Origin of the sequence: Isoptericola sp. NPDC057191 (assembly GCF_042670225.1) — a bacterium.
Taxonomy (GTDB): Bacteria; Actinomycetota; Actinomycetes; order Actinomycetales; family Cellulomonadaceae; genus Isoptericola.
Genome location: NZ_JBHUWC010000001.1, coordinates 15,633 through 32,990, shown reverse-complemented (window position 1 = coordinate 32,990; position 17,358 = coordinate 15,633). Strand labels below are relative to the sequence as shown.

Below are 17,358 nucleotides of genomic sequence, written 5' to 3'. Positions count from 1 at the left end.
GTCTGTGCAGCGGCGGTCATGCGTCCAGCACCACCTGGAGGGCGGCGGCGCCGTCGGTGTCGAGCAGCTCGTACGCGGCAGCCGCGTCGGCGATCGGGTAGCGGTGGGTGACGAGCTCGCGGACGTCGGGGGTGCCCTGCGCGAGCAGGTCGACGACGGTGCGCTGCAGGCGCGGCACGTCCCAGCGGGCGCGGAGTCGCTGCGGCACGCCACCGATCTGCGAGGCGACGATCTGGACGCGGTTGTGGTGGAACTCGTCGCCCAGGCGCAGGGGCTGCGCCTCGCCCTGGTAGAAGCCGGAGGCGACGACGGTGCCGTCGGGCCCGACGACGCGGGTCGCGGACTGCAGGGCGTGGTAGTTGCCCGACAGCTCGATGGCGACGTCGACGCCCGTGCTGCCGGTGAGCTCGCGCACCTGGTACGGCAGGTCGGGGCCGGGGGTCAGGACGTCGTGCGCGCCGAGCCGCGTCGCGACCGCGCGCCGCGGCTCGATGCCGTCGACGGCGATCACGCGGGCGCCGGCGAGGGTGGCGAACCGCGTGGCGAGCAGGCCGATGACGCCCTGGCCCAGGATGACGACGGTGCTGCCGGGGTTGAGGTCGGCCGCCAGGACGGCGTTCAGGGCGATGGCGCCGACGCGCACGAAGCAGCCGGCGACCGGGTCGAGCCCGGCGGGGAGCTGGTGGCCGCGCAGGGCGTCCTGCGTGAGGACGCCCTCCGAGCGGTGTCCCCAGATGCCCCAGACGACGTCACCGACGGCGACGTCGTCGTCGGCGGCCGGGCGGCCGGCGTCGGGAGCGATCTCGACGACCTCGCCGACCTCGGAGTAGCCCCAGCCGTCGAGCGGGTACCCGGGCGGGGCGACCTGGTCGGCGTCACGGAAGACCTTGGAGCCGGGGTCCCACGTGGACGTGAGGTACGGGTTCGTCCCCCGGTAGGCGGTCAGCTCGGTACCGGCCGAGATCCCCGTGGCGATGGTGCGGACTCGCACCTGCCCCGGGGAGAGCGGCTGCGGGCTGGTCTCGATCACCTCGACGCGGCGAGGTGCCGCGAATCGCACGACGTGTGTCACGAATCGGTCCCGTTCCTGGCCCGTGGGCCACATCTCGAAAGCATCCTTGCTACTTCAGCATACCGTGTTGACAGAAGTGCTAGCGTACGGACTCGTGCTCACGGATGAGCCCGAAGCCCTACGAGGAGGTGCCACATGACCGCACGGTGGCGATCGCGGCAGTGGAAGCGAGTCGGCTGCGCAGCCGTGGTGACGGCCGTCGTCGCCGGGACGGCGGCGTGCGCGCCGTCGTCGTCCGGTGCGGACGACGACACGCTCGTGGTCTGGTCCCTGGAGAACCTCCCGGAGCGGGTCGCCGCGACCCGCGCGATCATGGACCGCTTCACGGAGGAGACCGGGGTCGACGTGCAGCTCGTCGCCGTGGACGAGGCGCAGGTGCCGCAGCTCATCCAGTCGGCGGTGCTGTCGGGGGACATGCCGGACGTCATCGGGGCGCTGTCGCTGTCCTACGTCCGCCAGATCGCCGACCTGGGCCTCGTCGACACCGCCACGACGAACCAGGTCGTGGCGGACCTCGGCCCCGACACGTTCGAGGACTCCGCGCTCCAGCTCACCAGCGACGGCGACGACCACCTGTCGGTCCCGTCGGACGCGTGGAGCCAGGTGCTCGTGTACCGCAAGGACCTGTTCAAGCAGGCCGGCCTGGCGCCTCCGACGTCGTACGACGCGATCCGCAAGGCCGCCGACACGCTGACCGGTGACGGGCGGTTCGGCATCACGCTGGCCACCGATCCCTCGGACGTGTTCACCACGCAGTCCTTCGAGTCGCTGGCGCTCAGCAACGACTGCCAGCTCGTGGACGGCGCGGGCGACGTCACCCTGGAGTCGCCGGCCTGCCAGAAGACCTGGGACCTCTACAGCCGGCTCGCGACCGAGGACTCTCCCCGCGGCACGCAGTCCGTCGACTCGACCCGTGCGACGTACTTCAACGGGTCCGCGGCCATGACGGTGTGGTCCACCTTCATCCTCGACGAGCTCGCCGGCCTGCGGAACGACGCGAAGCCCGTGTGCGACCAGTGCGCGGACGACCCGGAGTGGCTGGCCCGCAACAGCGGCGTCGTCACGTCGATCTCCGGACCCGACAACCCGCAGGGGTCGACCTACGGCGAGATCACCTCGTGGACGGTCCTGAACGGCGCACCCCAGAAGAAGGCCTCGCAGCTCGTCGAGTACATGATGTCCGACGGGTACACCGACTGGTTGGGGATGGCGCCGGAGGGCAAGTTCCCCGTGCGCACCGGCGACGCCCAGGACCCGCGACGGTTCACCGACGCGTGGGAGGGCCTCGAGGCCGGGGTGGACACCAAGAAGCCGCTCGCCGACGTGTACGACGCGCAGACCATGGACGCGTTGCGCTCGGTGGCGAAGAACATCGACCGGTGGGGCATCTCCGAGGGCCAGGGCGGCCTCCTCGGCCCGGTCAGCACGCAGCTCCCGCTGTCGAAGACGGTCAGCGAGCTCGCGGGCGGGCTCTCGCCCGAGGACGCCGCCGCCCAGGCGCAGCGTGACGTCGAGGCCATCAACGAGGAGGTCGACCAGTGACCGCAACGACCGTGACCCGGCCCGCGCCGGCACCCACGGCACGACGACGGACGTCCTTGGCCGCGCGGGTGGAGAACCGCGACGGCCTGACGATGATCGCGCCGACCGCGCTGATCATCCTGGTCGTGATCGTGGTGCCGATCGTCTGGAACGTCGTCCTGGCGTTCCAGGACACGTCGCTCGCGACGATCGCCGAACGGGGCATCACCGGCTCGTTCACGTTCGACAACGTCGTCGGGGTGCTCACCGCACCCGGCTTCTGGTCGTCGCTGTGGACCACGATCGTCTACTCGGTGGCGGCCACCGCCGGCTCGGTGGCCGTGGGGCTCGCGGCAGCGCTCGCGTTCCGGCGCCCCTTCCGCTCCCGCGGCGTGCTGCGGGCGTTCATGCTGCTGCCCTACGTCGCGCCCGTCGTCGCCGTCGCGTTCGTGTGGGAGATCCTGCTCAACCCGCAGTACGGGCTGATCAACACCTGGGGCACGTCGCTGCTCGGCTGGGACGAGCCGATCGACTTCCTCGGGCAGAAGCCCTTCGCGCTGATCACGGTCATCCTGTTCGAGGTCTGGCGGTACTTCCCGTTCGCGTTCATGTTCCTCACCGCACGGCTGGTCGCCCTGCCGGCGGAGATCGAGGAGGCTGCCCGCGTGGACGGCGCGACGCCGTCCCAGACCTTCCGGCACGTGATCTTCCCGCAGCTGGTGCCGACGATCGCCCTGCTGTGCCTGCTGCGGCTCATCATGACGTTCAACAAGTTCGACGACGTGTACCTGCTGACCGGCGGCACCGCCGGGACCGAGATCGCACCCGTGCGCGTCTACAACCAGCTCACCGGCAACCTCGACATCGGCGGCGCCGCGGCGAACGCCCTGGTCCTCGCCGTCGTGCTGGCCCTCTTCCTCACCGTCTACATGCGGTTCTTCGGCCGGAAGGAGCAGGACGCATGAACCGGCTCGCCTTCGAGCTCAAGCTGTGGCCCATCCTGCGCTGGGTCCTCATCGTCGCCCTCGTGGTCGCGACGGTCTTCCCCTTCTACTACATGGTGCTGCTCAGCTTCGTGCCGATCGAGCAGCTGCTGCAGCAACCCGAACGGCTGTGGGTGCCGCTCGAGAACCTCACCACCGCCACGTACACCGAGGTGCTGCGCAGCGAGGCCGAGGGCGGCCAGGGGTTCGCGCTCTTCATGCGCAACTCGGCGATCGTGTCGCTGTCGTGCACCCTGCTGACCCTGCTGGCCGTCATCCCCGGCGCGTACGCCGTCTCGCGACTGACGTTCAAGGGCCGCGACGGCATGGGGGCGCTGTTCCTGGCCGTGTACCTGTTCCCGGCGATCGTCATCGCGATCCCGCTGTTCGTGGGCTTCTCCCGCGCCGGGCTGGGTACGTCGCTGGTCGGCCTGGTCCTCGTGTACATCGCGCTCACGGTGCCGACGTCGATCCACATGCTGCGGTCCAACTTCGAGACCATCCCCGGCTCGATCGACGAGGCCGCGACGCTCGACGGGGCGAGCCGCTGGACGATCCTGCGCCGGATCACCGTGCCCCTGTCCATGCCGACGATCATGTCGACCGCGCTCTACATCTTCATGATCGCCTGGAACGAGCTCCTGTTCGCGCTCCTGTTCCTCGTGACCGACCGGGACAAGTGGACGGTGTCGCTCGGCCTCTCGCAGCTCTCCAACGGCATCGAGGTGTCCAAGACCGTCCTCATGGCGGGGTCGGTGCTGCTCACCATCCCGGTGGTGCTGCTCTATGGTGTCGCCGAACGAGCCCTGACCGAAGGGCTCACGGCCGGCGCGGACAAGGGCTGAGAGTCGGGTTCGGGGGATCGGACAGAGCATGAGTATCGGACCCGGGGACATCCTCGACCTGGTGCGGCAGGGCCGCGCGAGCACGCGCGGTGAGATCGCCGAGACGACCGGCCTCTCGCGCGTCACCGTCGCCCACCGCGTCGACGCGTTGCTCGCCGCGGGCCTGGTCGAGGGTGCCGGCTCGGGGGACGCGACAGGTGGGCGCCGTGCCACCCGGCTGGCGTTCAACGCCGACGCGGCCCAGGTCGCCGTGGCCGCGATCGAGACCTCGCACGCCGAGATCGCCGTGACCGACCTCGACGGGGCCGTCCGTCGGCGTGCGGTCGTCGAGGTGGACGTGGCGGCCGGCCCCGTCCCGACGCTGGACCTCGTCGGTGCCGCACTGGCGGACCTCGTCGACACCGACCCGAGCCGGCCGCTGCTCGGGGTCGGCGTGAGCCTCACCGGTCCGGTCGACCCCGCGACGGGCAGGCCGTCCGAGCCGCCGATCCTTCCCGGGTGGGACGGGTTCGGCGTCCGGGAGCACGTGGCGAAGCCGTTCGGGATCGACGTGCCTGTCGTCGTGCGCAACGACGCCGATGCCATGGGGTACGGCGAGTACCTCCAGGTCCCGGACCGCCCGCGGTCGTTGTTCCTGCTGAAGGCGTCGACCGGCATCGGCTCGGGCATCGTGATCGACGGCCACATCTACCAGGGCAACGACGGCGCGGCCGGCGACATCGGGCACGTCCGCGTGCCCGAGGCCGAGGGCGTCCGGTGCCAGTGCGGCGCGACCGGGTGCCTGGCGGCGATCGCCTCGGGGCGGGCCGTGGCGGGCCAGCTGCGCGCGCTTGGCCGCGACGCGCGCTCGGGACGGGACGTGAAGGCCCTCCTGGCGGAGGGCGACCCCGACACGCTCCAGCTCACACGGCAGGCGGGGCAGGCGATCGGGCGGGTGCTGGCCACTGCGGTGACGCTCGTCAACCCGGGCGTCCTGGTGTTCGGCGGCGACCTCGCCTCCGCCTCGCTCCTCAGCGGGGTCCGCGAGTCGCTCTACCCGGCAGTGCTCCCGCGCGCGACCCGGAACCTGGAGATCCGGCTGGCCCGGCTGGGCGACGACGCCAGCCTGGTCGGCATGGCCGGGCAGGTCGTGCAGCAGGAGCTGTCCGCCGACGCCGTGAACGCGAGGCTCGCATGACCGCCGACGCGCCCGTCGCCGTCGGGCTGGTCGGGACCGGTGGGTGGGCGCGCACCATGCACGCCCCGCTGCACTCGGCCGCCGGGCCGACGCGGCTCGCCGGCGTCTGGGGTCGTGACCCCGAGCGGACGGCGGCACTCGCCGCCGAGCACGGGGTCCGGGCGTTCCGCAGCTTCGACGAGCTCGTCGACGAGTGCGAGGCGGTCGACTTCGCCGTCGCGCCGCACGTCCAGGCTGAGCTCGCGGTCCGCGCCGCGGCGCGCGGCCGCGCGCTCATGCTGGAGAAGCCGCTCGGCGTCACCCTCGAGCAGTCCCGGGAGGTCGCCGACGCCGTGCGCACCGCGGGCGTGCCGCACCTCGTCGTGCTGACCAAGCGCTATCACTCCCGGACCCGTCACTTCCTCGCGCAGGCCGCGGCCCTGCGGGCCGAGGGCCCCGCCCTCGGGGCCTCCGCCCGCTACCTGCACGGGGGCTTCCTGCAGGGTTCGTTCGCGCAGGCCGACGGCACCTGGAGGTCCGGGCCGCTGGGTGCGCTCCGCGACCTCGGTCCGCACCTGCTGGACCTCGTCGATCTCGCCGTCGGGCCGGTCGTCGCCGTCCGTGCCGAGCAGGCGCGTGACCAGCTCACCGCCGTCACCACCTGGCACGCCGACGGCGCGGTCGCCCAGGTGGTGCTGTCCGGCGCCGTGGCCGCGGAAGGCGTGCTCACCGACGTCGACGTGTACTCGTCGGCCGGCGTCGCGCGCTACACCACCAGCGGCATGGATCACGACGAGTGCTGGGTCACCGCCCGCCGCGAGCTGGCCGCCGCCGTACGCCACGGCAGCCCGGTCACCGTCGACGTCGACCGGGCCGTGCGCGTCGCCGTGCTGGTCGACGCGGTCGAGCAGTCGCTGCGGGCGGATGCTCCGGTGCGCGTCGACGGCGACCAGGACCAGTGCGAGGCGGGCCCCCGTCCGCCGGTCTAGCAGGCCTGGAACCTCCGCGTCTGCGTGGCGGTGTTGAAACCCATCCGAGGACAGGTGCGCGGCGGATCCTAGGTCGTGCCCCGAGCCCCGGGCCAGGTCCGTGCGAATCCTGCAAGAGCGCTGCACGACGCGCCGTTCCGGTGTGGAGTGAGGTCATCCCCGCGATGCTCCCCTCAAGCGCGGGGGGAGCAGACGATGGACACGCTGAGAACGTCTCGGAGAGGCTGACATGACGTCAAGGATCACGCGGGCCGGCGGTGCCCTATCGCTGGTCTTCGTCGCCGGATACGCCGTCGCGGGGTGTTCCCCCGCCGCGGGAGAATCCTGTGATCGCGGGGCGCCGAGCGTCGAGGGGGCGGTGACCGGATTCCTCGGCGCTGTCGCAGGAGGCGACACGGACGCCGCGGAGAGGTTCCTGATCGAGGGCAACGACGTCGATCCGGGGGCCTTCACGCTCCTGGGCGAGGAGCTCGACGGGACTTCCGTGCAGGACCTGCTCCTCAGTGACGACCAGATGGGCGCGGTGCACTCCGTGCGTGTCGTCGGTCCTGAGCAGGGTCTGATCGGGACGTTCGACGTCTACGAAGAATCGACCTCTCCGGAGTGCTATGCCGTGGCGTGGGGAACCTTCCCCGAGGAGCCGACCCCCGCGCCTGGTGAGTCGCAACAGGCTCAGCCAGGCTGAGCAACCGAGGCCCTCGGGGCGGGCTGTCCATCAGGTCAAGGGATGCGGGCCACCCACCAGTCCGCTGGTAGCCAGGCCGTGGTCGGGCGAGCTGCGGGAAGATCGCACGGTGGACATCCCCGAGTTCGTCGTCGAGACCCCGGACGGAGAGGAGGAGTTCGCGCACGCCGGATCGGCAGCGGACTTCCTCCTCGACTCCGGTTTCGCCAACGCCGCACGAGAGCCGCACTGGCACCTGCGGTGGTGCCTGGACCGTATGGCGGTCGGTGAGTCGATGGACGTCGGCCTGGCGCGCGTCGTCCGAGAGCGGGCGTGACGCGGACGGCCGGTGCGTGTCAGCGGTGGACCGGCCCTCAGCGTCGTCGCAGCACGGCGGTGCGGCTCGCGCCGTAGGCGTGCCGCGTGCGGGCACGCACCTCGGTGCCGCCCGGCACACGCCGCACCTCCACGCCGTCGTCCGCGGCCTCGACGTCGAGGTGGCGACCGCGGAGGGTGACGGTGACGGTGTCGCGCCGCATCGTCGGGTCGGACAGCGCGACGGAGGTAGTGCCGTCGTCCTCGCGCACGAGAAGGGACGCCGGGCCGTCGATCGTCAGGTTGCGGACGTGCGCGCGACCGTCGAACACGTTCGCGGCCACGAGGCCGAGGCCTGCGTGCCGGACGGCCTGCACGTGCTCGTCGTTGGCGAGCACGGCGACCGGGCCACCGCCGTAGGCCGCGAGCTGCTGCTCGCTCGCGCCGGGAACGATGGCGTAGGCGAGCTCCGCGCGGTGGTGGCCGTGCTCGACGGCGGCCGTGAACACCCGCTTCGTCACCGCGGTGTCGGGGTTCGAGGTCCGGACCACGCGGCGGCTGCGCGTCACGTCCTCGAGCGTCACGTGCACGGGCTCGGCGTCGAGCAGGGCGTACCCGACGGCCACGCCCTGACCCGGGTTGTCCCACCGCAGCCACGCGAGCGACGCCTCGCCGTCCTGCGGCGACCATGCGCTCCCGTCACTGCGGGCGCCCGTCACAGCCACGCCGTCGCCGGGCGCGGCGATGCGGGAGTCGAGCGTCGTGACGACGTCGCGGCCGTGCTCGTCGTGGATCCCTGCCGCCAGCACCACGACCTCGTCGTCGAGCAGGAACCACGACTTCACCGCGCGGGCGTTCGCGTAGACGACGAAGTCCGCGGGGAGGACGCCGGCCTGGGCGTCGACGTAGGGGACGTCGTCGGACAGGACCATGCCTGCGGCGCCGTACGCCCCGAGCGTCGCGCCGCCGGAGAAGGAGTTCGTGGCGCGCGGGAAGTAGACGTAGGTGTTCTGCGACTCCGACGACGACGTGAAGCCGAGCGGGTGGCCGGGGTTCTCGTACCAGGGCTGCCCGTACAGCTCGGGCACCGTCTGCCGTTCCTCGACGGGCACCGTGGTGCCCGGCAGGCGGTACGGGGAGACGGTCGTGTAGAAGTCGACGCCGAAGGCCTGCGTGTGGTCCTGGCCGGCGAGGTAGAGGTAGAACGCGCCGTCGCCCTGGAACCAGGGGCGGAGGTTCTCGCCGCTCATGTACTCGTACTTGCTGATCCGGTCCGAGCTGCGCGCCAGCGCGAACGTGTACCCGGGGCGGCGGTGCACGGTGCGGTCCATGGCGTTGAGGGCGACCGACCGCTCGGGCGGGTTGAGGTCCGCGACCGGCGCGCCGGGGGCCGCGAGGAGGTCGGCGTAGCGCACGACGCTCACCGGCGAGACGAACCTGGCCGGGTCGGGCGGCGTCGGCGAGGCGGTCGCCAGGTGGCGGACGTACGCGCCGAGGGCGGTGGCGTTGGCGCTGCTCGTGTAGTCGGTGAGGTCCACCGCGGCTTCCAGCACGGTCGCGACGTCGGTGTACCCGCTCGCGGTCCGCGAGACGGCGCGGCCCTTGACGATCTCCATCATCCAGCCGTCGACGATGACGGGCGCGAACCCGTCGCGCACCCAGCCGTGGACGACGTCGGCCAGCTCGGTCCCGGGCGCCGCGGAGGTGCCGTCGAGCAGCTTGATGGTCTGCACGACGCGGGTCAGGAGCGTGCGCCCGTACGAGCCCGTGTACGCGACGGAGTCGTGCTGGATGAACGAGCCGTCGGCGTAGTACCCGTCGGTGTTGCCGTGCTGGATGTCGTACGGGTCGATCGTCGCGAACACCGTCGACTGGTCGGCGACCGCCTTCGACACCCGCGCGTCGTCGCCGGTGAGGGCGCCCTGCAGCACGCGGTTGGTCGTGATGTCGGCGAGGTTGGCGCCGGTGTGGAAGCGGGAGTCGAGGTCGACGTCGCCGTCCTTGCCGTTCCGCAGGTACGCGTCCATCGACGCGATGTAGGCCGGCAGCAGGCCGGGGCGTTCCGCGGCGGCCAGGTCGATCAGGAGCGCGAACGTCTTGCTGACGCTGGCGGGGATGCCGATCTCCCAGGTGTACCAGTTGCCGTAGTAGCCGGCGGCCTGGTCGCCGTAGTAGCGGTCGTGCAGCCAGGCGAGCCCGTCGAGCACGCGCCGCTGGACGACGACGTTCCCCACCAGGTCGGACGCGTAGCCGGTGGTGCACGTCGCCAGGGCGATCTCGTACAGCCGGAGGAACGACGTGCTGAGGTTCGGGTCGCTGGTGCCCAGCGGGACGCCGGCGAGCAGCTCACCCGCGCCGGCGGTGTCCAGGGCGGCGAGGTGGGAGCGGGCCGTCGAGTGGATCGCCCTGAGCTTCGCCGCCGCTTCGGGACGCGCGTTCGACGCGGCCGTGCCGGCGAAGATCGCTCGCGCGTTCGTCAGCAGGCGTGCGTGGTCGGTGGGTGCGTCGGCGCGGGCGCGCAGCGGGGCCGCGATCGCGACGAACGCCCCGGCCGGGACCATCGCGAGGACCTGACGGCGGGACAGCTGCGGCATGACGAACTCCCTTGTTCGAACGGTGACGCGCGGCGTGGGCAACATCCAACCAAGAGGACTGCGCCCGTGGCAATGGTTTCCGCGGTCCGCCGGACGGTGGTCGTGACGACGACGGAGCCCGGCGGGGATGGACGGTGACCGCTCGCCGTGCCACCCTCTCGCCATGACGACGGCGGGGGTCACGCGGCAAGGATTCTGGCACCGGGTGGGGCGTCCGTTCCGCGCGACAGGTCGAGGCATCCGCTACGTCTGGGAAGGGCTCGAGCTCCTGAGCCTGGTCGTCAACGTCGGGCGCGGCCTCGTGTGGCTCGTCCGAGGAGTCGGGCGAGCGGTGTCGAGCATCGTCGACTGGTGACGACCCCGCGTGCGGCACGGAGCCGGACCTGCGACGTGCGACGCCGTCAGCGCCGCGCGCTCGCGGCCAGGTCGAAGGGCACGTGGAGCCGCCGTCCGGAGTCGAGGGTGACGGCGTAGCGGGTGTCCAGCAGCTTGGTGACGCGTCCGCGGCTGCCGCGCCAGGCGTCGTCGCCGACGAGCTCCACGCGGCTCCCGGGCGTCAGGACGGCGACGCCCCTCCACGTCCACGTGAGCCGGTAGCGGCGGTCGAACTTCTTCGGGGCGCACAGGCCGCACGAGACGACGGCGTGCTTCGGCGCGCGGTGCCGGCTGTGGGTGTGCCCCCGCGGGCAGGTGCCGGTCCAGTCGCCGTCGACCTGGGCGATGGACGCGTCGAAGCAGCGCTGGGGTCGGGCGCCGATCTCGGCGGCCTTGGCCTTCCAGGTGGCGTCGTGCCCGTGGCGGTGCCCGACGAGGGCATGCGCCACCTCGTGCAGGACCGTGTCGCGCGCGTCCTCGCGGGGGAACCGGAGCATCAGCGGCTTCGACAGGGAGATGGTGCGTGACTTCCACCGCGTCGCCCCGGCCCGGCGCACCGCGCGGTCCCACGCGAACGCCCAGTCGTGCAGGCCGTGCTGGTCCATCAGCGACCGGGCGAGCACGGCCAGCTCGTCCAGCGGCATCGGGGCGCTGCCGTCCGGCGTGCCGTCGTCGATGTCGAGGGTGTCGAGCAGGTCGAGCAGGTCGTCCCCGTCCTGACCCGCGGGTCCCTGGTGCGCTCGAGCCATCCGCCCCGTCCGTTCAGCCTCCGGCGGAGTTCGCCGGACCGGCGACCACGGTAACGGACCGACCGCCGAGCGGCAGGTGCCCCAGAGCTCGGCAGGGGAGGAGCTGCCTCACACTGTTCGTCATGACCCGAAACGGTGCGCAGCCGTGAGCCGGCAGCCGCGAGTCCGCGACCTGATCGGCTGGCGGTCGCCAGGTCCGCAGACCCGGGCCGGACGGGTGGCACAGGGAGCCTTCGCGGCGCTGGTCGAGGTCGTGGTGGCCGGAATCCTGGTCGCTCTCGACTCCGGCGGGGGCTCTGTCGATTGGCCGCGCCCGCTCGCCCGCCGCCGCCTCCCACGCGATCCGGCGAAGGCGATCCCTGGGTTCACCTGCGCGGTCACGACGGGCACCGTGCCGTGGATGCCCGGTCAGCACGCCGACCGGCCGATGCTGCACCTGTCCGCCACCCGCGCCTGGGTCGTCCCACCCGGCCTGCCGCGCCGCATCGATCTCGACCTGACGGCTGTGCGCCTGACGGGCATCGTCCCCGACCGTGAGATGACGGGTCCTGCCGACGACTGCACGGCGCACGTGGCCGGGGCGGACGGGGACTTCGAGCTCCACGGCCCGTGGATCGCGATCGCCTGGCTCGGTCACCTCGCCGGATGGCCGGACCCGCGCGGGTCGTGACCCGACGTCCCCCGGCGCCGCGCCGGACCTCGGTTCACTGCGGCGCGACCGGGTTGCCCAGCCGCTCGCGGGCGGTGCGGCCCCGGCGCGAGACGGGCACGCTGCCGGTGGCGCGCGCGATGCCGAAGGGCCGGGGCGCGTCGGCGTAGAGGCTCTCGTGACCGCCGGCCGGGATGGCGTAGGACTCGTGCCAGACCTGCACGGCGCCCGGCACGCGGTGCGCGCGGCGGTAGAACGCGAGCCAGGCGGGGCGGTGGCGCCGTTCGTCGGCGTTGGCGTAGCGGTAGATGTCCTCGATGCTGCGCCAGTACTGCACGACGGTGACTCCGCGCAGGTCCGCGTCGATCGCGGTGCGCGCGTGGAGGAGGCCGGCGTCGGGGTCGCGGGCCAGCTCTGCGAGCATCGGCCCCATCGCGGTGAACGCCGGCAGCCACGCGTCGGGGCGCCAGGGCTTGACCACCCGCGCGCCGATGAGGAAGACGGCGAGGCTGCCCTCGTGCTGGTGGGTCGTCAGGGTGGACATGAGTGACCTCCGTGAGAACGGATAGTGCGACTCCCCAATATTGGGGAGTGCTACTCTCCAATGTCAAGAGGTCGGACGGAGGAACATGCGCATCTCAGGTCTCGCGGAACGCACCGGGGTCCCGGTCGCGACGCTGAAGTACTACCTGCGCGAGGGTCTGCTGCACACCGGTACGGCCACCGCCCGGACCCAGGCCCTGTACGACGCGACGCACGTCGAGCGAGTGCGGCTGGTCCGCGCGCTCACCGACTCCGCCGGCCTGTCGCTCGGCGCGGTGCGCGAGGTCCTCGCGGTCCTGGACGACCCGCCGTCCACCCGGCACGAGCTGCTCGGTGCGGCGCAGCGCGTCATGCTCGCGCGCGAAGAGGGCCGGCAGCAGGACCGCCCCGCGCCGGGTGACGGGCCCGCCGACGGGCCCGATCCGTGGCAGGCGCGCGCCGCCGAGCTGGTCGCGACCCGGGACTGGTGTCCCGACGACGACCCGCTCGTCGCCCGCCTCGCCGGCCAGCTCCGGGCGGCCGAGGCCGCGGGCATCGACCTGCCCGACGCCTACCTCGACGCCCTCGCCGAGGGGGCGGAGACGGTGGCCGCCGCGGACGTCGCGTCGGTGCCCGAGGACGGTGCCGGGGCCGTCAAGCGCGTGGTCGTCGGCACCCTGCTCACGGACCCCGTGCTGCTCACGCTCCGGCGCATGGCCCAGCAGCGGGCGAGCGCCGACGTCGCACCGGCCGACTGAGGACGCCCGTGCGCGTCGTCCTCTACGCGGGCAGCTCGAAGGGGAGCTCCAGCCCGTCGAGCACGTGCCGGCAGTGGCAGTCGTCGTCGGGCAGGTCGGCGACGACGTCGCGCAGCACGTCGGTCAGCGCGCCGACGTTGCGCGCGAACATCTCCAGCACGGCCGCGTGGGAGACGGACGAGTCGCGGTCCACGCCGGCGTCGGCGTCGGTGACGAGCGCCAGGGTCGTGTAGCAGAGGGCGAGCTCGCGCGCGACGGCCGCCTCGGGCATCCCCGTCATCCCGACGACGGTGCCGCCGTCGGCGGCGTTGCGGCGGGACTCGGCCCGGCTGGAGAAGCGCGGGCCCTGGATCACGACCATGGTCCCGCCGTCCACGGCGGGCAGCGTGCCGGCCTGTGCGGCGTTCACCGCGACGACCCGGCCGCGGGGGCAGTAGGGGTCGGCGAACGGGACGTGCACCACTGTGCCGACGTCTCCGTAGACGGTGTGCTCGCGCCCCGACGTGCGGTCGATGATCTGGTCCGGCACGACGACGGTCCCCGCCCCGAGCTCCGGGACGAGCGCGCCCACGGCCGACGCGGCCACCACCTGCCGCACGCCCAGGGAGCGCAGCGCCCACAGGTTCGCGCGGTAGTTCACGCGGTGCGGCGGGATGCGGTGGTCCGCGCCGTGCCGCGGCAGGAACACGACGGGCCGTCCGCCGAACGTGCCGCGGCTGGGCGGGTCGGACGGGTCTCCGAACGGCGTCGTCACGGGAACGGGCTCGGGGTCGTCGAGCAGCCGGTACAGGCCGGAGCCGCCCAGGATGCCCACGGGTGCGGTCGGTTCGCTCACGGTCGCCACCGTAGACCGCGGCCGGGCCGGGACGAGGGCGCGAGGAGGCACGACGGCGCCTTCGTCAGCCGATCGTCAGGCGCGGCCGCTGTCGGGAGCCCGGGCTGCCCGGGATGCTGGGGTGATGCGCATCCTCGTCACCGGCGGGGCCGGCTTCATCGGCTCCGCCGCCACCGCTGCCCTGGCCGCCGCCGGGCACGACGTCCTCGTCCTCGACTCCCTGCGGCCCGACGTGCACGGCGCACGAAGCCGTCACGCAGGGTCTCCGCACCCCGCCCTCCCGGACGGCGTCCCGCTCGTCCACGCGGACGTGCGGGACGGCGACGCCGTGCGCGGGGCGCTCGCCGGGTGCGACGCCGTCGTGCACCTGGCCGCGAAGGTCGGGCTCGGCGTGGGCATCGGCGACATCGACGACTACGTGTCCTCCAACGACCTCGGCACGGCGGTGCTGCTGCGCGCGGCCGCCGACGCCGGCTCCCGCCCGCCGCACGTGGTGTACGCGAGCTCGATGGTCGTCTACGGCGAGGGGGCGTACGCGTGCGACGAGCACGGGCCGACGAGCCCGCCGCCGCGCTCGGAGACGGACCTGGCCGAGGGCGTCTTCGACCCCCGGTGCGCGGCGTGCGGACGCGTCCTGCGTCCCGGGCTCGTGGGGGAGGACGCCCCGGCCGACCCCCGCAACGTGTACGCCGACACGAAAGCGCACGGGGAGCGGCTGCTCGCCTCGTGGACGCGGGCCACGGGCGCCACCGCGACCGCGCTGCGCTTCCACAACGTCTACGGGCCGGGGATGCCGCGCGACACCCCCTACGCCGGGGTCGCGTCGATCTTCCGGTCCGAGGCGGAGCACGGGCGGGCGCCGAAGGTCTTCGAGGACGGCGGGCAGCGCCGCGACCTCGTGCACGTGGACGACGTCGCGCGCGCCGTCGTCGCCGCCGTCGAGCAGCCGCAGGCCGCCGGGCGGGTGGAGGCGTTCAACATCGGGTCCGGCACCGTCACGACGATCGGGGAGGTCGCGCGCCTGGTCGCGGCGCTGCTCGACGCCCCCGCCCCGGTCGTCACCGGCGAGTGGCGGGCGGGCGACGTCCGGCACGTCACCGCGTCGAGCGCCAAGGCGCGCACGGTCCTGGGCTGGCACGCCCGCACCAGCCTGGCCGAGGGGCTCGCCCAGCTCGTCGCCTGAAGGGGCGTCAGCCCGCGGCGGGCAGCCGCACCTCGACGCGGCACCCCTCGTCGGCGGACGCGACGTCCAGGGTGCCGCCGTGCCGGTCCACGACCTGGTCCACGAACGCCAGCCCCAGCCCGTCGGCGCCGTCGGCCGCCCCGCCGGCCTGGAAGCCGGGCCGGGTCACGTGCGGCAGCGCGTCGGCGGGGATGCCGCCGCAGGTGTCGCGCACGACGACACGCGCGGCACCGTCGACGACCGCCGCCTCGACCGTCACGACGCCGCGCGCCGCACCGGAAGGGCGCGGCGCGCCGGTCCCGCTCGCACGCACGGCGTTGGTCACCAGGTTGTCCAGCACGCGCTCGAGGTCGTCCGGGTCGCCCAGGACGAGCACCTCGTCGCGCACGTCCAGGCGCAGCTCGACACCGACGGACCGTGCCACGGGGCGCGCGTGCGCGGCGACCCGGTCGAGCACGTCCGCCATGTCGACCGCGCGCGACTCGGGGCGCTCGCGCGGCCGGTCGTGGCGGGCGAGCTCCGACAGGTCGTCGATCATCCGGGCCATGCGCTCGGTCGCGGCGACGATCCCGTCCAGCGCGGGGGCCGGGTCGGCGAACACGCCGTCGCGCAACCCCTCGGCCGCCGCGCGCACCCCGGCGAGCGGCGAGCGCAGGTCGTGGCTGACGAACGCGACCACCTCGCGGCGGGCGGCCTGCGCGGCGCGCTCGCTCTCGCGGGCCGCGTCGAGCCGCACCCTCGTCTCCTCCAGGTCCGCGACGACGCGCGCCAGCTCGGCGGTCGCGGGCACCGTGACGGGCACCGTGCCCAGGTCCACGCCCGCAGCGCCGCCCGTCGCGCCCGCAGGGCGACCGGCCTCGCGGGCCTCGGACTCGTCCGCGAGACGTCGGGCGAGGACCCGGACCTGGCGCGCGTCCTCGGCCACCGTGCGGCCCAGCACGACCGCGATGACCGCGGCGAGCACCGAGGACGCGCCCAGCACCAGCCGCACCACGCCCGCGTCGTGCTCGGACAGGAACATCGCGGAGACGTTGATGGACAGGGCCAGCACCACGGCCGCGAACGGCACGAGCGCGGCGAGGACCAGCGCGAGCACGAGGGACACCCGCCGGGCTCCGCGGACCGCCCACGCCCCGAGGAGGCCCACCACGACCGCACAGCCCGCGGTGACCGCGAGCATGAACCCGGTGTCGGTCATCCGGCCACCACCCGGTGGTCGGCGTCGGCGTCCGCGCCCGCGGCGGGTGCCGCGAGCGCGTACCCGGAACCGCGCAGGTTGACGATGAGGGTGGGTTCCGCGGGGTCGTCCTCGAGCTTGGCCCGCAGCCGCCGCACGTGCACCATGACGGTCGAGTCGTCGCCGAAGCTCCACCCCCACACGCGGCGCAGCAGCTCGGCGCGGCCGAACGGCCGTCCCGGCTGGCACGCGAGGAAGTGCAGCAGGGCGAACTCCCGCGGCGTCAGCGCGACGACACGCCCGTGGTACGTCGCGGTGCGGTCTGCGCCGTCCACCACGAGGTCGCCGGCGACCACCCGGGTCGGGGCCTTCTCGACAGGACCGGGACCGCGGCGCAGGAGCGCCTCGACCCGCAGCACGAGCTCGCGGGCGTCGAACGGCTTCACGACGTAGTCGTCGGCGCCGACCTCGAGGCCGCCGACGCGGTCGTCCACCGCGCCGAGCCCGGACAGCAGCAGCACCGGCGTCCCGTCGCCCTGTTCGCGCCGCCGGGCGAGCAGCTCCAGGCCCGAGCGGCCGGGCAGGCGCACGTCGAGCACCACGGCGTCCGGCTCCCAGGTCCGCCACGTGCGCTCGCCCTCGACCGCGTCGGTCGCCGTGCGCGCCGCGTGCCCGGACGCCGTCACGTGCGCGGCGACGCTCGCCGCGGTGAGGGGGTCGTCGTCCACGACGAGGACGCGCGACACCGTGCCGCGCGAGGTCTCCGCGCGGTCGTCTCCCGCCGCTGTGCTCATGCCAGCACAGTAGCCCGGCGACCGTGCGCGCCGGTCGCGAGCACAGGCCCGGTGGGCACCCCGGCGAGCGACCGTCAGCCGATCGTCAGGTCCGTCCACGGCGCCGGTGCGGCCCGCCGCTCGTACGGTCGGGGGGTGACCAACCTCCGACCGCCCGGGCCGCCCGCACCCGAGCGT

General features: G+C 73.6%; 18 protein-coding genes. 11 read left to right on the top strand and 7 right to left on the bottom strand.

The features are described from left to right. Positions 1-16: 16 nt before the first annotated feature. Complete coding sequence (locus tag ACFT55_RS00175; RefSeq protein WP_380240208.1) at positions 17-1,072, bottom strand: zinc-binding alcohol dehydrogenase; 1,056 nt, start codon at positions 1,070-1,072, stop codon at positions 17-19. Positions 1,073-1,207: 135 nt separating this feature from the next. On the opposite strand from ACFT55_RS00175, the gene ACFT55_RS00170 reads away from it, so the two are divergent. From ACFT55_RS00170 to ACFT55_RS00140, 7 genes are all read left to right on the top strand, one after another. Next, positions 1,208-2,614, top strand: coding sequence for an ABC transporter substrate-binding protein (locus tag ACFT55_RS00170; RefSeq protein WP_380240206.1), 1,407 nt, complete (start codon positions 1,208-1,210; stop codon positions 2,612-2,614). Further along, complete coding sequence (locus ACFT55_RS00165) at positions 2,611-3,558, top strand: carbohydrate ABC transporter permease (protein ID WP_380240203.1); 948 nt, start codon at positions 2,611-2,613, stop codon at positions 3,556-3,558. The genes ACFT55_RS00170 and ACFT55_RS00165 overlap by 4 nt, the downstream gene beginning before the upstream one ends. Continuing rightward, entirely contained in the window at positions 3,555-4,421 is an 867-nt protein-coding gene (locus tag ACFT55_RS00160) for a carbohydrate ABC transporter permease (protein WP_380240201.1), read from the top strand. The genes ACFT55_RS00165 and ACFT55_RS00160 overlap by 4 nt, the downstream gene beginning before the upstream one ends. A 28-nt stretch (positions 4,422-4,449) precedes the next feature. After that, positions 4,450-5,598, top strand: coding sequence for an ROK family protein (locus ACFT55_RS00155; RefSeq protein WP_380240199.1), 1,149 nt, complete (start codon positions 4,450-4,452; stop codon positions 5,596-5,598). Next, the gene (locus tag ACFT55_RS00150; protein ID WP_380240196.1) at positions 5,595-6,566 is read left to right on the top strand and encodes a Gfo/Idh/MocA family protein; all 972 of its coding nucleotides are present in this window, start codon (positions 5,595-5,597) and stop codon (positions 6,564-6,566) included. Before ACFT55_RS00155 ends, ACFT55_RS00150 begins: the two co-directional genes overlap by 4 nt. 229 nt (positions 6,567-6,795) lie before the next feature. Beyond that, positions 6,796-7,251, top strand: coding sequence for a hypothetical protein (locus tag ACFT55_RS00145; protein WP_380240194.1), 456 nt, complete (start codon positions 6,796-6,798; stop codon positions 7,249-7,251). Positions 7,252-7,360: 109 nt separating this feature from the next. Then, positions 7,361-7,567 carry a hypothetical protein gene (locus ACFT55_RS00140; RefSeq protein WP_380240192.1) on the top strand — a complete coding sequence of 69 codons (207 nt, stop codon included), beginning with the start codon at positions 7,361-7,363 and terminating at the stop codon, positions 7,565-7,567. A 37-nt stretch (positions 7,568-7,604) separates the two neighbouring features. Here ACFT55_RS00140 and ACFT55_RS00135 read toward each other — a convergent pair whose 3' ends face one another. After that, on the bottom strand, positions 7,605-10,139 hold the full coding sequence (locus tag ACFT55_RS00135) for a polysaccharide lyase family 8 super-sandwich domain-containing protein (RefSeq protein WP_380240190.1): 2,535 nt from the start codon (positions 10,137-10,139) through the stop codon (positions 7,605-7,607). Between the two features lie 163 nt (positions 10,140-10,302). On the opposite strand from ACFT55_RS00135, the gene ACFT55_RS00130 reads away from it, so the two are divergent. Continuing rightward, positions 10,303-10,494 carry a hypothetical protein gene (locus ACFT55_RS00130; protein ID WP_380240188.1) on the top strand — a complete coding sequence of 64 codons (192 nt, stop codon included), beginning with the start codon at positions 10,303-10,305 and terminating at the stop codon, positions 10,492-10,494. 46 nt (positions 10,495-10,540) lie between these two features. Here ACFT55_RS00130 and ACFT55_RS00125 read toward each other — a convergent pair whose 3' ends face one another. Further along, positions 10,541-11,263, bottom strand: a complete 723-nt coding sequence (locus ACFT55_RS00125; RefSeq protein ID WP_380240185.1) for a SprT-like domain-containing protein — start codon at positions 11,261-11,263, stop codon at positions 10,541-10,543. Positions 11,264-11,663: 400 nt separating this feature from the next. On the opposite strand from ACFT55_RS00125, the gene ACFT55_RS00120 reads away from it, so the two are divergent. Beyond that, positions 11,664-11,933, top strand: a complete 270-nt coding sequence (locus ACFT55_RS00120; RefSeq protein WP_380240183.1) for a hypothetical protein — start codon at positions 11,664-11,666, stop codon at positions 11,931-11,933. Positions 11,934-11,967: 34 nt separating this feature from the next. Here the strand turns inward: ACFT55_RS00120 and ACFT55_RS00115 are convergent, their stop codons facing one another. Further along, entirely contained in the window at positions 11,968-12,456 is a 489-nt protein-coding gene (locus ACFT55_RS00115) for a DUF4188 domain-containing protein (RefSeq protein ID WP_380240181.1), read from the bottom strand. 85 nt (positions 12,457-12,541) lie between these two features. Here ACFT55_RS00115 and ACFT55_RS00110 point away from each other — a divergent pair, with 85 nt between their 5' ends. Next, the gene (locus tag ACFT55_RS00110) at positions 12,542-13,192 is read left to right on the top strand and encodes a MerR family transcriptional regulator (RefSeq protein WP_380240179.1); all 651 of its coding nucleotides are present in this window, start codon (positions 12,542-12,544) and stop codon (positions 13,190-13,192) included. Positions 13,193-13,214: 22 nt separating this feature from the next. Here ACFT55_RS00110 and ACFT55_RS00105 read toward each other — a convergent pair whose 3' ends face one another. Then, entirely contained in the window at positions 13,215-14,027 is an 813-nt protein-coding gene (locus ACFT55_RS00105; RefSeq protein ID WP_380240177.1) for an S-methyl-5'-thioadenosine phosphorylase, read from the bottom strand. A 124-nt stretch (positions 14,028-14,151) separates the two neighbouring features. Between ACFT55_RS00105 and ACFT55_RS00100 the strand changes: the two genes are divergently transcribed. Next, entirely contained in the window at positions 14,152-15,210 is a 1,059-nt protein-coding gene (locus ACFT55_RS00100; protein ID WP_380240175.1) for an NAD-dependent epimerase/dehydratase family protein, read from the top strand. A 7-nt stretch (positions 15,211-15,217) separates the two neighbouring features. Here ACFT55_RS00100 and ACFT55_RS00095 read toward each other — a convergent pair whose 3' ends face one another. Together ACFT55_RS00095 and ACFT55_RS00090 are read right to left on the bottom strand one after the other, a co-directional pair. Further along, positions 15,218-16,408 carry an ATP-binding protein gene (locus ACFT55_RS00095; RefSeq protein WP_380240173.1) on the bottom strand — a complete coding sequence of 397 codons (1,191 nt, stop codon included), beginning with the start codon at positions 16,406-16,408 and terminating at the stop codon, positions 15,218-15,220. After that, positions 16,405-17,181 carry a response regulator transcription factor gene (locus ACFT55_RS00090; protein WP_380240171.1) on the bottom strand — a complete coding sequence of 259 codons (777 nt, stop codon included), beginning with the start codon at positions 17,179-17,181 and terminating at the stop codon, positions 16,405-16,407. Before ACFT55_RS00090 ends, ACFT55_RS00095 begins: the two co-directional genes overlap by 4 nt. Positions 17,182-17,358 lie beyond the last annotated feature (177 nt).

Excerpts from the sequence above, each read along its gene's own strand:
- ACFT55_RS00090 (WP_380240171.1), bottom strand. The coding sequence starts at position 17,181 with ATGAGCACAGCGGCGGGAGACGACCGCGCGGAGACCTCGCGCGGCACG.
- ACFT55_RS00170 (WP_380240206.1), top strand. The coding sequence starts at position 1,208 with ATGACCGCACGGTGGCGATCGCGGCAGTGGAAGCGAGTCGGCTGCGCA.
- ACFT55_RS00095 (WP_380240173.1), bottom strand. The coding sequence starts at position 16,408 with ATGACCGACACCGGGTTCATGCTCGCGGTCACCGCGGGCTGTGCGGTC.
- ACFT55_RS00150 (WP_380240196.1), top strand. The coding sequence starts at position 5,595 with ATGACCGCCGACGCGCCCGTCGCCGTCGGGCTGGTCGGGACCGGTGGG.
- ACFT55_RS00125 (WP_380240185.1), bottom strand. The coding sequence starts at position 11,263 with ATGGCTCGAGCGCACCAGGGACCCGCGGGTCAGGACGGGGACGACCTG.
- ACFT55_RS00120 (WP_380240183.1), top strand. The coding sequence starts at position 11,664 with ATGCCCGGTCAGCACGCCGACCGGCCGATGCTGCACCTGTCCGCCACC.
- ACFT55_RS00115 (WP_380240181.1), bottom strand. The coding sequence starts at position 12,456 with ATGTCCACCCTGACGACCCACCAGCACGAGGGCAGCCTCGCCGTCTTC.
- ACFT55_RS00145 (WP_380240194.1), top strand. The coding sequence starts at position 6,796 with ATGACGTCAAGGATCACGCGGGCCGGCGGTGCCCTATCGCTGGTCTTC.
- ACFT55_RS00110 (WP_380240179.1), top strand. The coding sequence starts at position 12,542 with ATGCGCATCTCAGGTCTCGCGGAACGCACCGGGGTCCCGGTCGCGACG.
- ACFT55_RS00155 (WP_380240199.1), top strand. The coding sequence starts at position 4,450 with ATGAGTATCGGACCCGGGGACATCCTCGACCTGGTGCGGCAGGGCCGC.
- ACFT55_RS00100 (WP_380240175.1), top strand. The coding sequence starts at position 14,152 with ATGCGCATCCTCGTCACCGGCGGGGCCGGCTTCATCGGCTCCGCCGCC.
- ACFT55_RS00135 (WP_380240190.1), bottom strand. The coding sequence starts at position 10,139 with ATGCCGCAGCTGTCCCGCCGTCAGGTCCTCGCGATGGTCCCGGCCGGG.
- ACFT55_RS00160 (WP_380240201.1), top strand. The coding sequence starts at position 3,555 with ATGAACCGGCTCGCCTTCGAGCTCAAGCTGTGGCCCATCCTGCGCTGG.
- ACFT55_RS00130 (WP_380240188.1), top strand. The coding sequence starts at position 10,303 with ATGACGACGGCGGGGGTCACGCGGCAAGGATTCTGGCACCGGGTGGGG.